This is a genomic window from Vibrio sp. DNB22_10_4 (genome assembly GCF_052879755.1).
This window is the reverse complement of sequence record NZ_JBNNXW010000001.1, coordinates 1,091,787-1,106,800: the sequence shown is the minus strand read 5'-3', so window position 1 is coordinate 1,106,800 and position 15,014 is coordinate 1,091,787. Positions and strand designations below refer to the sequence as shown.

Below are 15,014 nucleotides of genomic sequence, written 5' to 3'. Positions count from 1 at the left end.
CCATAAATTGAGTGTAATAGAAGCCTGATAGGGCGGAATGGCGATACTACTTAATGCAAATGATAATTACTATTATTATCGATACGATCGGGATTCGTTCGATTAAAAAAGAATCAAGTTGTATAACTCGAAGAGTTTTGCTATCACTGACAGTGAGTTAAGTTATTGAATTAGGAAAGCCTAACATGCCAGTGTCGATTACCTTGGAAGCTCTTACCATATTGGATGCCATTGAAAGAAGAGGCTCCTTTGCCGCCGCTGCGGCTGAGTTCGACCGTGCGACTTCATCGCTCAGTTATCAAATGCAAAAGCTTGAGCAAGATTTGGATATCATGATTTTCGATCGCTCTGGCCATAAAGCGACACTGACCGAAGCAGGGAAACTGATTCTAGAAAGGGGTAGAGTCATTCTTCAGGCAACGGAGAGCATGATTAATGAAGCAAGATTGCTCGCTAATGGTTGGGAACTCGATCTGACCATTGCTTACGACAGCATTATTCCAGTTGCTAACTTTTTTGACCTTGTTGATAAGCTAGGCAATGTCAGCAAAACACGAGTCAAATTAGAAGAAGAAGTCCTTGCTGGATGCTGGGAGGCGTTGAGTGAAGGGCGTTGTGACTTGCTTGTTTGTCCACAGCCAGATGTATTGCCGCAGGGAGTTAAAGCACAGCGTCTTGGTGAAATGTCGATGACATGGGTTGCCGCAACGGATCACTATGTACATAAACGTAATGGTGAGTTTGATAGCGAAGCACGCAGTAAATACCGAGTAATTGCCATTGCTGATACTGCTCGTGAACAGCCTGCATTAAGCGTCAATATTTTAGAGAAACAGCCACGATTAACGGTGTCTAATTTAGACGCGAAAGTTGAGGCTTTGGTCTCTGGGTTAGGAATTGGAACATTGCCAACACAAGTCGCGGATAGACTGATAGCAGAAGGAAAGCTCAAAGTTATTAAAGATACTGAAGTGAGCAGTATCGATGTAGTTTTGGCATGGAAACGTAATCACATTGGTGAAGCAAAATCTTGGTGTATTCGACATCTCACTAAAACGTGGGATTTAAAATAAGGGGCTTTCGCCCCTTTATCATTTCATTTAATCAAGTCTCAACACCATATCGGCAACGCCATCCTCAAACTGCACATCGAGTTCAAAGCCAAGCTTTTGAGCGAGGGTAAGCATGCCGCGATTAGTGGGCATCGTCATGCCTGAGATTTGCTTGGTTTGCTTGCTCTTGCAGTAATCGATGACCTTGTTCATCAAGATACGACCAAGTCCATTACCTTTAAGATCTGAGCGGATCAAGATAGCAAACTCAGCATCGCTGTTATCCGGCGTGACGAGCACTCGAGATACCCCAATGATATGTGGCGTTTGCTGGCCCATATCAACAGCAACAAACGCCATCTCTCGGTCATAGTCAATTTGAGTGAAGTTCGCTAAAGCTTCATGATTGAACTCTCCCACATCGGAAAAGAATCGCTTGTAGAGATCTTCTTTGGTGACGTTATTGATGAAGTCCGCATGGTAGGGCTCATCTTCAGGTCGAATGGGGCGCAGGAGTACTTGAGTCTCATCACGCAGCGTTAATGTTTGTTCCATTTCAGTTGGATAAGGTCTAATCGCCAGCCTGGATTGCGGCTCTCCTTCATAGCGTTTAATCACGACGGAAGCATCGAGAATGGTAATGTCATCGCCATTAAGAAGTAGTGGATGAATATCCAGTTCGTGGATTTCAGGGCAGGCCACCACAATCTGAGAGATCTTTACTAAGAAGCCAGCAAGCTTGGCGAGATTGACCGCATTGGGCGATTGTTGGAACTTAAGTGTCCCTTTATTAATCGCGTTAATAATCAAGTAGCGGGCGAGTGCCATGTTTAAAGGTGGTAACGCGGTGACGGCCTCACGCTCAATATTCCATTCTGAGCCACCTTGTCCTATAAAAATAGCCGGGCCAAATGTTGGGTCGCTAAGCACTTTGACACGAATTTCTTGACCGCCGGCTACTTTCGCCATCTGTTGTACCGTAAGACCTTCGATACGCGCATCAGGGTAAGAGAGCCGGGTGCGATCAAGAATGGACTGGGCAGCATTCGACACTTCTTGCGCATCTTTAAGATTAAGCATTACCCCGTGAATATCAGATTTGTGGGCGATATCCGGAGAGCGAAGTTTTACAGCAACGGGATAGCCAATATTATCGGCTAAGTGTATAGCTTCGCTTTGATCGTGAGCCAACCATGTGGGGAGTGTCGGTAAATTGAGAAGACCAAATAACTGTTCACAGACATGAGATTCGAGCGATGAAGATCCGTTCGCTTCTGGCAATGTGGAGATTTGTCCTGCCAGCCATTCGTGTGCTTTGTCGAGTTGATCCGTTGAATAGGAATCCGTCGTGGTCGGCGTTTCCATGAGCTGCCATTGATTTCGTCGGTACTCGACAAGGTGCATGAAAGCAGTCACCGCACTCTCGGGCGTTCGATAGGTCGGTATACCTTGACGGGTGAACAGAAGACGTGCTTCTTTCGCTGTCGCTTCACCGGACCAGTTCGTAAGGATATTAAAGCGTTTTGCTTTAGGGTGTGCTTGGATGGTTTCTATAACTTCATGCGCAGTTTGTGAAGGCTCGGCTGTTGCTGATGGGCTGTGCATGATAAGCAGTGCGTCAATGTCTTCACTGTCGAGTATACACTGTATCGCTTGGCAGTATCGCTCGGATGTCGCATCACCGCCCAAATCGACAGGATTCGATTTAGGCCAGTTTGTAGGCAGTACTTTATCAAACTCGTCAATAGTGTTCGCTGATAGTTGGGCTAAACTCCCCCCTTTATCCGCGAGCGTATCGAGCGCCATTAACGCTGGCCCCATACCATTGGTAATAATGGCTAAACGCTCCCCTCTGAGTGGAACAGAGTGGGTAAGTGTTTCTACCGCTGCAAACAGTTCATGAGTGTTATTCACACGCAACATACCTGCTCTTTGAATTGCGGAGTCATACACAATATCGAAAGAGCGTGAACTCTGATGAGGTTGAATTAAACTACCTGTTGTGTGTCGACCGGCTTTTAGTACCAAAATACGACGATTACGAGAAGCGGCACGTGCTGCAGAGAGAAAGCGTCTTGCATCTCGAATGGAGTCTACGTAGAGCAAGATAGCTTCCGTTTTACTGTCTCGAGACAAATAATCAAGAATGTCATCGAAATCGACATCGCTACCATTGCCGATGGAGATGAATGCCGAAAAACCGATATTCTTGTCGTTAGCCCAATCCAAAATCGTTGTGCAGACGGCTGAAGACTGGGAAATGAATGCCAACTTCCCGGGTAAACAGTCAACTGGTGAAAAAGAGGCGTTGAAATTTTGCCAAGGCAGCAATACCCCAAGACTGTTTGGGCCGACGATTTTCATTCCTGCTTGCTGAGCGATGCGCAAACATGTTTGTTCTATCGTATTGTCATTGTCATAAGGCACGGACATGTCCGAGGCCATTATGATCGCAACTTTAACCCCAGCGACCGCTAAATCGTTTATCAAATCAACATTTCTATCACCTCGGGTACAAAGGATTGCAATGTCCGGAACCAGTGGTAATTCACTCACAGAGCGATAACATAGAATCCCATTAACAGATTTGTATTTAGGGTGAACCGGTAAGATGGTGCCTTGATATCCGCCCATGAGAAGATTCTTGATGACGACGCTACCTGCACGATTCGGTTTACGAGAAGCTCCGATTACGGCGATAGAGCTGGGTTTGAAAAGTGTATCCAACGACATAGCGTCTCCCTGAGCGATGGAGTGATGGGTATAAGATGCATTATTCAACAATACTAGACTAGCTTTGAATCGATTAAAGTTGGTTTGCTCTTAAATTTAGATATAACGTATTGCTGTGCCTCAATTATTGTGTAACATGTCACAGGTAGTTAAGACAGGGTTTTGGAATCATCGTTAGATGATATTCCTGTCTGATAAAGGATAGACAATAGTTAATTCAGGCAGTGATACGATGAAGAAAGTGGTAATAGTGAGCTTAGCTACCATGTTGGCAGCTTGTTCGTCTGGTGAGTTCACAGCAGAAGTGAAATCTGAAAGTTATCGTGAGGACTATCAACCGGTAGCAACAACCGCTGCGCCTGTTGCTGTCGCGACAACAGCAGTTGCAAATGCTGAGTCAGAAAAAGTAGCGAAGAGTAAAACAGTAGAAAGTCAGCCTGCAAAAGCTCAAGCAGCGTCGGCTCAAACAGCATCTACTGCGACTAAACAAAAAGCAGCTCCAACAAAAGCACAGCCTGTTCAGGACAACAAAGTTGTTAAGATTGTCCCGCCGTCTAAAAAGCAAGCAGAGCAAAACGTTCGCTTTGGGTATACGATTCAAGTTGTTGCCGTAGGTAGCCAAGATAAAGTAACTCGCTTTGCAAATAAGCTACCGAACAGTAGCCAACCGGTATGGCAAAACTACAAAGTGGTAAATGGCACCAAGTGGTATGCGTTATTATACGGAGATTTTGCGTCTAAAGCGAAAGCGCAGCAAGCTATCAAAACTTTACCCCAGGAATTCCAAGACTTAAAACCTTTCGTTCGCAGCATCGACAAGATCAAAAAGTCCGATTACCCTACATTGAGCAAGCTTAATTAGTAAAATGAATTACCAAGATGCCCAGCGCTTAGATGCACTGGGCATTTTTGTATGCAAACTGCTCATCCGAGTGAATAAATGGCAAATTTAACAGATTTAGAACTGAATCTTGCTGTTCAATCGTTTATGATTCTTTGAAAGCAATCTAAGGACAAGCTTAAGATGTCAAAACTGAATATCCTGCTTCTATGTGGCGGCGGCTCTGCTGAACATGAAGTCTCTCTCGTCTCTGCGAACTATCTAGAAAGCCAACTCAAATTGAACACGAAGTTCAATGTCACCAGAGTTGAAATCACCAAAGAAGGTTGGAAGTGTAGCGATGGTCACCTCGTTGTTTTGGACCTCAACCAAAAGGCATTGGTGGGAGAACATCTTAAACTTAATATCGACTATGTCGTTCCTTGTATTCATGGATTCCCAGGAGAAACAGGTGACATTCAATCACTGTTTGAAATGGCGGGTATCCCGTATCTAGGTTGTGGACCAGAGGCAAGCAGTAACAGCTTCAATAAAATCACTTCTAAGTTATGGTACGACACCCTAGATATTCCTAACACACCATACCTTTTCCTCACTGAAAATGACGAAAAGTCTCACCAGGCAGCAAACCAAGCGTTTGATAAATGGGGTAAAGTGTTCGTTAAAGCGGCCAAGCAAGGGTCTTCAGTGGGTTGTTACAGTGTAACTGAGAAGTCTGCGCTAAACGATGCCATTGACGCAGCATTCGGTTACTCAGACCAAGTTGTCGTAGAGCAAGCGGTGAAACCACGTGAACTTGAAGTAGCGGCCTATGAATATCAAGGCAAACTGGTTATTACTCAGCCTGGCGAAGTGACAGCTCCAGATGGTGCGTTTTATAGCTATGATGAAAAGTACAGTGCAGATAGCCACTCGACGACTACCGTAGAAGCGACCAACTTAACAGACGAGCAACGCGTCATTATTCATGAGTCGGCTCACAAAGTGTTCACTCGAATGAAGCTTAAGCACTTGTCACGCATAGATTTTTTCCTTACAGAAGACAATAAAATCTATCTAAATGAAGTCAATACATTTCCAGGAATGACACCGATTTCCATGTTCCCAAAAATGGTAGAGCATTCAGGTGTGCCTTTTTCTGAGTTTTTAACTGATTGTATCGAATCTGCTTTTAATTAATCGTGATCTTTCTTAGTCTTGAAGAGTGATTTTTGCTCTTCTGACAGCGACGTTTTGCCACTGTATTGCAGTGGCATCGCTGGACTTGCCCATCGACCAAACTCTTGTATTTCTCTGATTTTCAGACCTTCGCGAGACAACGCCTGAACCGCGCCAACGCGTCCTGATTGAGAAGAAAAACTGAGTGCTTCATCCAAACCAAGTAACTGACTTGCACGCTTCAGTACCCGATGTATTGAAGAGTCATCGAGCGGCGAATCGCTGATATTACCGTGTCTATCGATAGCTCTGAACAGAACAGAGTAGGGAACATAGTCTAACCAACGCTGAATACTCGCACCCCCATACTCACTTAATCTATATTGTCTGTCATCTAATGTTACAGTGTAACCATCTTCGTCTTGTGCGATATCCTCGGCTGCTAAGGACTTTAGATCCCGGCGCTTTAGTGCACATTCGTACAATAGAAAGTAGATAGCCAAATCACGAATGTCTTTCTTTTCATCACTGTAAGATAAGAGGCTATGTAGCTTTGCCAAATGGTCAGCAGTAAAAGGGGTGGTTTGTTTGACTTTAGTGTAGCTAGCAATTTTCAATTGATTCATCACCAATCCTACCTGCCGTGAACGAGTAGGGTCTTTATAATCAAACAGATAGTGAACGACGGATATGGTGACAATGTAACGCCTGACGCTACTGTACTTTTTTTCTTGTCTCGTATACTCGATAAATTCAAGTAAGGTTGCTTCGGAGGCTGGCAATGAAGGATGACTATGTAAGTTACAAAACTCATTGAAAGTGCGCCAATCTTTAGACATAGCCAGATTTGTACTACGTGAGTAACAATTAGCAGTCATGTCAGCGAACTCTTGATAGCTGATCGAAGAACGTAACAACCCTTTAAATCTGTTAGCTTCGTCAGGTTCTGTTATTTGTGGGATGTCTTTTTTCATACTAATGCACTATAACTTAATTGATTGACTTACAATACCTGATAACATGTCAGGTGGACAGTGTTACTACAACGATACAAGAGAAAAGTCTTTATGGCTCTAGCGAGTTATCGAGGGTTTACCCTTAAATCTATCGGCTCTTCCAATCAAACATGGAAAGTCACTATTAAAAACCGCGAATTACAGGGTAATCTTGCTGCTGTAAAAAAGAGCATTGACTGGTGGTGCGACACCGCGTCGATCATTGACCCAGCGACATTAGCCGCAAGTTCCGAAAAAGCCCCAGCGAAAGGTGCTCAAGAAAACTTCAACGGCTTTACTATTCGTAATGATACGGGTGAAAACAACGCCTGGTACTGTATGTTTAATGGTAAACTTATCAAAGGTGGTAAGCTTGCTATACAAAGACATATCGAAGCGTACCTAATTGCAAAGAAAAAAGCCGAACTAGCAAAGAAATAATATGACTCTCGTATACTCAACGGAAACAGGCCGTATCAAAGAAGAAAAACAAAAGCCAGAGCGTCCAAAAGGCGATGGCATTGTTCGAATCCAAAAACAGACTAAAGGCCGCAAAGGAAAAGGAGTTTCGATCATCACTGGTTTAGACCTAGATGATGCGCCGCTCAAGTTACTTGCAGCAGAACTTAAAAAAGTTTGTGGCTGTGGCGGCTCAGTAAAAGATGGCGCTATCGAAATCCAAGGCGATGCCCGAGATAAGATTAAAGCCGCTCTTGAAAAGAAAGGCTACACAGTAAAGTTAGCCGGCGGTTAATCAAACCAGAATAAAGCAAAAGCCAGCATAATTCAGGTGCTGGCTTTTCTGTATCTAGAACCACATTATCTAAATCGCAGATTAAGATAATGTGGTTATTAGGTATTTTATGGTAAATCGCCGTTATGGTTAAATTGAACATGTTTGAGGGATAGAGGAGCGAGAAAGGTAAACAAATCAAGCTCCCTCACACTCCATTTAACATAATATACATAATGCGCACTAAGGTTGTAAGAGCAATATAGTAATGTCCGGTTTGAGCAACTTTAAAATGTCCTCCTAAGCTTTAATCATCGTTGGCTTATGAGGACCTAAACTGATGTTAATTGCTATGAGTGATCACGAGATTAATCGATTCAAAGTCCTGACTGATGTGCGAGAAAAACGTTTAAGACAAATCGACGCTGCTGATATTTTGCATATCTCTACTCAACATGTCAGACGCCTACTAAATCACCTGGCAAATTATGGTGTTCAAAGCTAGGTTCATGCAACTCAAGCCCATCCATGCAACCGCCGTTATGATGATCGCTTTCGCTAATGGTGGTTGATTCATAATGCCACTAGTGAATCAACCTACAAATTCCTCCTCTGCTGTATTCGGTGACTAATGGGCGAAATCTTTGCCGCTATCGAATTATCCGTTCAAAACCTACTGTTGTTGGTCATTAACAATCATTCCTTTAGTTCCTATCACTCATGGTTCAATAGTGAGCTGAAAATCTGTCGTTTCTTTTGATATTCGAACATACAGCTTTTGTAGCAAATCCGCGAAATAAAATTCAGTTACAACGTAACCCATACTGGTGGTTCATTGGGTTTAGTTCTTTACCTTAGACGTTATGTAATTTAGAAAACTCAAGTAAAGCAATATGTGGCCGTAGCAATAGTTAGCATCCAGAAATAACTAGTTATAGTGCGTTAAAGTGAAACCTATCAGTGCGCATGACGTAATCACTTAATCTACTGCTGATTAGAATTTTTGTACCGTTCTTAACTGAGTTAAAACACTTGATCGACTCTGAAATGAAAACCGAACAACACGACATTAATCAGATTGGTTACAGCGTAACATGAGAACTTTAATTAAATATGCCCTTGTGCTGGCAAGAAAATCAATAGTTGCCCAACGGATCTAAAAGAAAGTGCGCATTCAAAGCTAGTAAGTTTGTAAACACCTACTGTCTCTGAAAGTTCCGCGTTAAAAGCAGCATAAAACTCTAGTGGTTTACACTAAAGAAAATCAGCCTGTAACTAAATTACACAACCGCAAACCTAAGATTGCCACGATAGTGTTTTATGCTATGGTAAGTTATTGTTTTAACTGTGTGTGTATGGAATTTATATGTTAGGAACAATGTTGCGTCGCCGCGAAAGATGACTTATTGGATTTTTATATAGGTGGATTCCGGGCACAAAAAAACCCACCGTTTGGTGGGCTGATTATGCTAATCGCGACTATTTGTCTTCTTTATTGCTCATATCTTCACGAATTTCTTCCGCTACTATCTTGATAGCTTGGGCAGTACTAATGCCCTGCTTCATGAGCTCTTGAATTTTTTCGACAGCCGCTTGTTGTTGTTCATGGCTTAAGGTTGGTAAGTCATCAAACATATAGTCCTCCAGTTACAACGGACATTTGTGATTGGAGGACTATAGACGAATTCAGGTTAAGCGCAAGTCATTTAGATTAGTAGGTTGCTAGGAAGTTGACCGATGCACCCATCGCTTGTGGAGATGTATAGCTTGCCGCAACGGAAAGTTCAAATAGGTTAAGTGGACTTAGTCCGATACCCGCAGTTAATGTTCCTTCAGAATCTCGGGCGAGGTTTTTGTGATACCCTCCCCTTAACTGTATTTGACGAACTAAATCGACCTCAATACCAGCACGGAACATTTGCACGTCGTCATCAAATTGGGTGAATTTATTTTCTTTGTTCAGATCGTAGTCGATAGATAGCTGGAAATAGTCTGCAATAAAGCCAGCGCCTACTGTGTAGAGCGGCTGTAATTGATATTGATAGCCATAGGCAACATCGCGTCCACCTACAGTAACGAAACCACTTTTAGTGTCTATATTTCTTGAAAACAGGTTTCTCGCAGATATGCCCGCTCTAAAAGGGCCATGAAACCACAGAGCACCTGCATCTAAGTTAAACGCAGTTTCACCCGTAGAATCCTCACGAATATTGTCAAACTTAAAATCTTGTAGTGAATTCACACTGGTGTAGGTGTAGATCCGTTGCAGTTTTGGTGAGATACCAAATGAGAAGTGTTGGCCAAACAAGGTTTGGTATTTAGCTAACGATAACCCAACTTCTGTTACCGCAACAGATGCAGTTTTAATCGCAGTATTCTGCGCCTGTGTTACAGGGTCACCCAGATCTGGTGCAATATCAGGCGTTGCTACATTTTCGATGTAAGCTTTTCCAAATATATTCGCTGCAATAAATCGATTTGGAAGACCAAATGCAACAGCCCCTCCAAAATCAACTTTAGCTTGCGTACCATCTAACGCTTGTAACGCTGCTTGCGTTGCTGCCGCGTCATTTCGATCCGCAGCACTGAATGCATCATCGACTTTGTCGAGTAATTGGTCTTGATCATCGTAGCTGATCCCTAAACTTGGTACCAACATACCTGCGTCGTCATTACGGCGGTAAATGGCCGTTAGAGCTGGATTGTAGAAAGGAGCGGTTAAATATGAAGCCGACACAACGCCAGTGCCCCCCATTGCATCTCCTCTGGCATCGATCGAAAGTGTCGACGCTACGAGTTGGTTTGATGCCGTTGCTGTAGTAACGAGAAAAGCGAGGGTTTTTAGTTTGGTCTTCATATAAAAAATAACGCCGTTAATCCTTTGTGTAGGTATTAACGGCGTCAATTATAAATTCTTTAGCGTGTATGCTAGGAAATTAGTGAAAATGTGTTACTCGTCTGCAGATACATCAAATGTCTTGTTTATGATCTGCGCGCGTTCAAATCGAATTGGGCCTTGCCAGCGACTTTGCTTCATAGAAACTGCTAACACATATCGATCTGGTGCAATACCTTTCGTATCAAGTGTGGTTGGATAATCTGATTCGTATTCCTGTCCCCAGACCTGAGTATATTTGCCATCGATGTAATCAAATAGTCCGACTTCAAGTTTTGGCAACGGGCAATATGGGTTGAGAAGCGCGTTCTTTTCTACCTGCCACTTGTCTTTTGATGCCCATCTAACCGTTTGTTTTAACGCTTGATTAGTCAATATTAGCCATTGGCTCCAACTCTCACCGTTAACTAGTGAAACATCTAGACGATATAAACCGACTTCTAGTGGCGATGCTAAGTTATAGCGAATACCGTAAGTGGTCTCATCAGTGACACCGTCACTACTTCCAGTAACATAGAACTCACTGTCGTTAGATACTCGTTTATCAACCCAACGCTTAAGGCTAATTTCCGAAACTACTTTATTTGAGTCCAGTTCAATCGTTGATAAATAAGTATCTCGACCTGGACTTTGAATTGTTTGCTGCTTCACTACAACATTTTCAACCCAATCAGGTAATGGCTGCGATGAATAGCCTTTACCGCAATCTACACTGAGTGATTGCAGAAACAGCTTATTGATATGCGATCTTATGCTTTTACTTGGCTGCTGTTGCCACTCTTCAACTAACGATTGAAACATAGATTCCAGATCATTATTGAGCAAATGCTTATGCGCTTGAGAAATGGTTGAGGTTCCCTCAAACCAATCGGCACCAACAGATGTTGATGCCGACAGTAACGCTATGATTGCAAGTTTACGTGCGTTAACCATTAGCCCTTCATTTTGTAGCCAACACCGCGAAGTGTTTCAATTTCCAATCCTGGAAGTTTTTGACGAAGCTGAAGTACGTGTGTATCAACAGTACGTGTCGTTGGGAAGTGATTGTAACCCCATACGTGATCAAGCAGTTCATCACGAGTAAACACACGACCTAAGTTGCTAGCTAAGAACAACAGCAAATCGAACTCAGTACGGGTCAGCGTAATAAGATCACCTTTGTAATTTACTTCACGAGTAGCTTTGTCGATAACAAGGCTATCTGTCACTACTTTAGAGGCATCTTCAGCATCCGCTTCTGGAGCACGAAGCTGAGCACGAATACGTGCAAAAAGCTCTGCTTCAGCGAATGGTTTTGTGAGGTAGTCGTTTGCACCCGCATCAAGACCGGTTACTTTATCTTTCACGGTCACTAATGCAGTGAGCAAAATAACTGGAACATCTTTGGTTTGCTTCCAACCAGCTAGGTGCTGTACCGAATCACCATCAGGAAGCTGTCTGTCGAGAATTACCAAGTCTGCTTGTTCCCAATACTGTTCGACCTGAGAAATAAGCTCGGCGTGCAGGACGTTGTAACCCGCTAGTTCCAAACTTACCAATAGGCCATCAGCTAGATTCTTGTCGTCTTCAACAAGTAGCAGTGTCTGTTTCACAAGGTATCTCCAATATAAAAGTTGTTGGTGGGCCAACTAGGGACATTTTACCGCCCATTCGGCCAACCATGGATTCTACTATTGTAAGTCCTAGCCCTAATCCGGCCTTACTTACAAATGGCTTACGAAGCTCTCGCCAGTCCTTAGCTGTTAACTGTCCGTTGTCTATCACTTCAATTTTGAGTGAGTTCGATGACGTCACGACATTGACGCTCACAGGTGCAACACCATATTTAATTGCGTTGCGAATCAAGTTATCGATGCAGGTTCCAAGCCAATAGATGTTAATCTTAGCGGCTACATCTTGATTAATAGTCAATTTTACGTCAGCTTCAAACTCTTCTTCTGCTTTATAGCTTAGCCAATCCTGAACAGAAGGCAGCCATTCAGTCGCTAACGGCTTATTATCGGACTGCAAATAGTCTTTACTGGCCTCCGCCAATTGTCGCAGTCGGCGAGTATCTTCACAAAGACGTCGAAACTCATCATATACAGTTTCTGGTAAGTGCTCAAATTCTCGACGAAAACCTTCAACAGTTAAAGATAGACTCGCGATTGGGGTACGTAACTCATGAGTCAATATTTGCAGAACCAACATACGACTTTTCATCTCTTGTCGTTTAGAGTTCCAACGATATATCGACCAACCGATGACCAGCAAGATATTGGCAATGATCAGTACGATCATACTGATTCTTAGTACATCAGAATGATCTTCTACTTCCCAACACAAGTTGCCTCGTTGTACAAAACAAGTATTTGTCTGTGAAGCTAATTTAAAGTTCAATCCAGCTTGCTTGGCATTCTCGCGCCACATTGCCGAGTCAAACAAATAGTAACTATCCCCTCGCCTTAGCCAAAGTTCTGAGTTCTCGACAAACATAGATGAGCCACGAATTAGAGAGATCACCGTTGCTTCATCCATAATTTGCAAGCGCCCTAACAGAGAGCCTGGCGGTGCAAGTTCACGCTCCTTAATGTGCATGTACTTTTGCAGCACGTCTTTTTTATCCGGATACTTGATGATATACCGCGCCGCATAAGTACCTCCCCCGGGGTGAATCAAACCACTTCGAGCAAACCATTTAGTCGAAAGCTGACGTCCGCCACACATAGCCCGAGTGTATACTAAAGGCTCCGTAATCAATGGGCTTAGTGGCAAAGTGCCGCTGCAGTTTTCTGCTAAACGATATAACTGCTGTATTTCTTTCAGAGGATACTTCGTCGTTTGCGGTAACATAGACACCGGCGTAAGTAGCTGCGTCGGGTAATCGGCTTGAATGACTCGAACATCGTATGAAGCGGTCGCTTGTTCATAATCGAAAAACTCTACGAACTTATCGATTCGTTCAGGCAAAGACTCAGCCATTACCGTGTGGGAATAACTCAGAGGCAGTGACAGCAATAAGGTGTAAAGTAAGTTCTTCAAAAGACGCGTCTTGTAGATCGTTTGTTGGCATGGATTTTTACACATTATCGACAAGAAGAAAGCTAAGTGCACGCAATTATTTTGTTAATTCACTGTTTGTTGATGTAAATGTGTACAAAAAAAGCCAGCAATCGCTGGCTTTTGAGAGTTAAGAGCTTGTATTGACTTATATCGTCTTAAAGCGCTTTTGAAATCGCATCGACACTGTCTTTCGCATCGCCAAATAGCATCGACGTGTTTTCTTTGAAGAACAGTGGGTTTTGAACGCCTGCATAACCGGTGTTCATCGAACGTTTAAATACAATAACGTTTTGCGCGTTCCAAACTTCAAGTACTGGCATACCAGCAATTGGGCTGTTTGGATCCTCAAGTGCCGCCGGGTTGACCGTATCGTTCGCACCGATAACAAGAACAGTATCAGTTTCGCCAAAGTCATCATTGAGCTCGTCCATTTCAAGCACGATGTCATAAGGTACTTTTGCTTCTGCTAGTAGTACGTTCATGTGACCTGGTAGACGACCCGCTACTGGGTGAATACCGAAGCGAACTTCAATACCTTGTGCACGAAGCTTTTCAGTAATCTCATGGACTGGGTACTGAGCTTGCGCAACCGCCATGCCGTATCCAGGGGTAATGATGACAGACTTACTGTTTTTCAGCATCTCTGCCACTTCTTCAGCTGTTGTCTCGCGGTGTTCGCCTTGCTCTTCATCACTAGAAATGACGATTTCTTGACCAAAGCCGCCAGCAATAACACTGACGAATGAGCGGTTCATCGCTTTACACATGATGTAAGAAAGAATGGCACCTGATGAGCCTACCAATGCACCCGTTACAATTAGAAGGTCGTTCGACAACATGAAACCTGCCGCTGCCGCCGCCCAACCAGAGTATGAGTTCAGCATTGAAACCACAACTGGCATATCGGCACCACCGATAGACGCAACCAAGTGGTAACCAAACACAAGAGCAATCGCCGTCATCACTAATAACGCGAACATGCTGCCATCAGCTTTCACGAAGTAGATCATTAGCAGTGTTGAAACAACGACAGCTGCGAGATTCCACTTGTGCTTATGAGGGATATTCAGTGGCGACGATGAAATTACACCGCGTAGTTTTCCGAAAGCAACAATAGAACCAGTAAAGGTCACTGCACCGATGAACACACCTAAGAACACTTCTACTAGGTGAATAACGTGGTGAGCGTGAACTTCAGCTGCTGCCAATGTTTCTACATTTGGAATTGCAGGTGGATCGATATAGCTGTTGTAACCAACAAGCACAGCTGCCAAACCCACAAAACTGTGAAGAATCGCAACCAGTTCTGGCATTTCAGTCATTTCTACTTTCTTAGCGTAGAAAATACCAATCGCAGCACCGATCACCATTGCAACAATGATCCATGCAAAGCCTTGCGCATCTGGGCTGAAGATCGTCGCAATCAGTGCGATCGTCATACCCGCGATACCGTAGTAGTTACCGTTGCGAGCTGACTCTTGCTTAGACAGTCCCGCCAAACTCATGATAAAAAATAGTGCAGCTACAATGTAGGCTGCTTGTACTAATCCTGCAGACATTGTGA

13 protein-coding genes are annotated in these 15,014 nt (G+C 43.5%); 5 read left to right on the top strand and 8 right to left on the bottom strand.

Annotated elements, in window-relative coordinates:
• The first annotated feature begins 185 nt into the window (after positions 1-185).
• Positions 186-1,073 (top strand): LysR substrate-binding domain-containing protein, encoded by an 888-nt coding sequence (locus ACVA6Q_RS04800; RefSeq protein ID WP_446646700.1) that lies wholly within the window; start codon positions 186-188, stop codon positions 1,071-1,073.
• 27 nt (positions 1,074-1,100) lie between these two features.
• Here ACVA6Q_RS04800 and ACVA6Q_RS04795 read toward each other — a convergent pair whose 3' ends face one another.
• Positions 1,101-3,785, bottom strand: coding sequence for a bifunctional acetate--CoA ligase family protein/GNAT family N-acetyltransferase (locus ACVA6Q_RS04795; protein ID WP_446646699.1), 2,685 nt, complete (start codon positions 3,783-3,785; stop codon positions 1,101-1,103).
• 232 nt (positions 3,786-4,017) lie between these two features.
• On the opposite strand from ACVA6Q_RS04795, the gene ACVA6Q_RS04790 reads away from it, so the two are divergent.
• Entirely contained in the window at positions 4,018-4,647 is a 630-nt protein-coding gene (locus ACVA6Q_RS04790) for an SPOR domain-containing protein (protein WP_446646698.1), read from the top strand.
• Between the two features lie 162 nt (positions 4,648-4,809).
• Complete coding sequence (locus tag ACVA6Q_RS04785; RefSeq protein ID WP_353499310.1) at positions 4,810-5,805, top strand: D-alanine--D-alanine ligase; 996 nt, start codon at positions 4,810-4,812, stop codon at positions 5,803-5,805.
• Here the strand turns inward: ACVA6Q_RS04785 and ACVA6Q_RS04780 are convergent.
• Complete coding sequence (locus ACVA6Q_RS04780; protein WP_446646697.1) at positions 5,802-6,410, bottom strand: tyrosine-type recombinase/integrase; 609 nt, start codon at positions 6,408-6,410, stop codon at positions 5,802-5,804. The genes ACVA6Q_RS04785 and ACVA6Q_RS04780 overlap by 4 nt on opposite strands.
• A gap of 441 nt (positions 6,411-6,851) precedes the next feature.
• Here ACVA6Q_RS04780 and ACVA6Q_RS04775 point away from each other — a divergent pair, with 441 nt between their 5' ends.
• Both ACVA6Q_RS04775 and yciH read left to right on the top strand, forming a co-directional pair.
• Positions 6,852-7,220, top strand: coding sequence for a DUF3319 domain-containing protein (locus tag ACVA6Q_RS04775; RefSeq protein ID WP_042495946.1), 369 nt, complete (start codon positions 6,852-6,854; stop codon positions 7,218-7,220).
• 1 nt (position 7,221) lies between these two features.
• Positions 7,222-7,533 (top strand): stress response translation initiation inhibitor YciH, encoded by a 312-nt coding sequence (yciH, locus tag ACVA6Q_RS04770; protein ID WP_353499312.1) that lies wholly within the window; start codon positions 7,222-7,224, stop codon positions 7,531-7,533.
• A gap of 1,458 nt (positions 7,534-8,991) precedes the next feature.
• On the opposite strand, the gene ACVA6Q_RS04765 is transcribed toward yciH, so the two are convergent.
• The 6 genes from ACVA6Q_RS04765 to pntB all read right to left on the bottom strand — a co-directional run bounded on the left by ACVA6Q_RS04765 (position 8,992) and on the right by pntB (position 15,009).
• Positions 8,992-9,147, bottom strand: coding sequence for a YoaH family protein (locus tag ACVA6Q_RS04765; protein WP_353499313.1), 156 nt, complete (start codon positions 9,145-9,147; stop codon positions 8,992-8,994).
• Between the two features lie 76 nt (positions 9,148-9,223).
• Positions 9,224-10,369 carry a conjugal transfer protein TraF gene (locus tag ACVA6Q_RS04760; RefSeq protein WP_429760713.1) on the bottom strand — a complete coding sequence of 382 codons (1,146 nt, stop codon included), beginning with the start codon at positions 10,367-10,369 and terminating at the stop codon, positions 9,224-9,226.
• Positions 10,370-10,462: 93 nt separating this feature from the next.
• Positions 10,463-11,341: a DUF2861 family protein gene (locus ACVA6Q_RS04755; protein WP_353499315.1), complete on the bottom strand. Its 879-nt coding sequence runs from the start codon at positions 11,339-11,341 to the stop codon at positions 10,463-10,465.
• A complete protein-coding gene (vxrB, locus tag ACVA6Q_RS04750) occupies positions 11,341-12,000 on the bottom strand; it encodes a response regulator transcription factor VxrB (RefSeq protein ID WP_353499316.1) in 660 nt (219 codons plus the stop codon). The genes ACVA6Q_RS04755 and vxrB overlap by 1 nt, the downstream gene beginning before the upstream one ends.
• On the bottom strand, positions 11,975-13,369 hold the full coding sequence (gene vxrA, locus ACVA6Q_RS04745) for a sensor histidine kinase VxrA (protein ID WP_353500199.1): 1,395 nt from the start codon (positions 13,367-13,369) through the stop codon (positions 11,975-11,977). Before vxrA ends, vxrB begins: the two co-directional genes overlap by 26 nt.
• Positions 13,370-13,605: 236 nt before the next feature.
• Positions 13,606-15,009 carry a Re/Si-specific NAD(P)(+) transhydrogenase subunit beta gene (gene pntB, locus ACVA6Q_RS04740; RefSeq protein WP_353499317.1) on the bottom strand — a complete coding sequence of 468 codons (1,404 nt, stop codon included), beginning with the start codon at positions 15,007-15,009 and terminating at the stop codon, positions 13,606-13,608.
• Positions 15,010-15,014 lie beyond the last annotated feature (5 nt).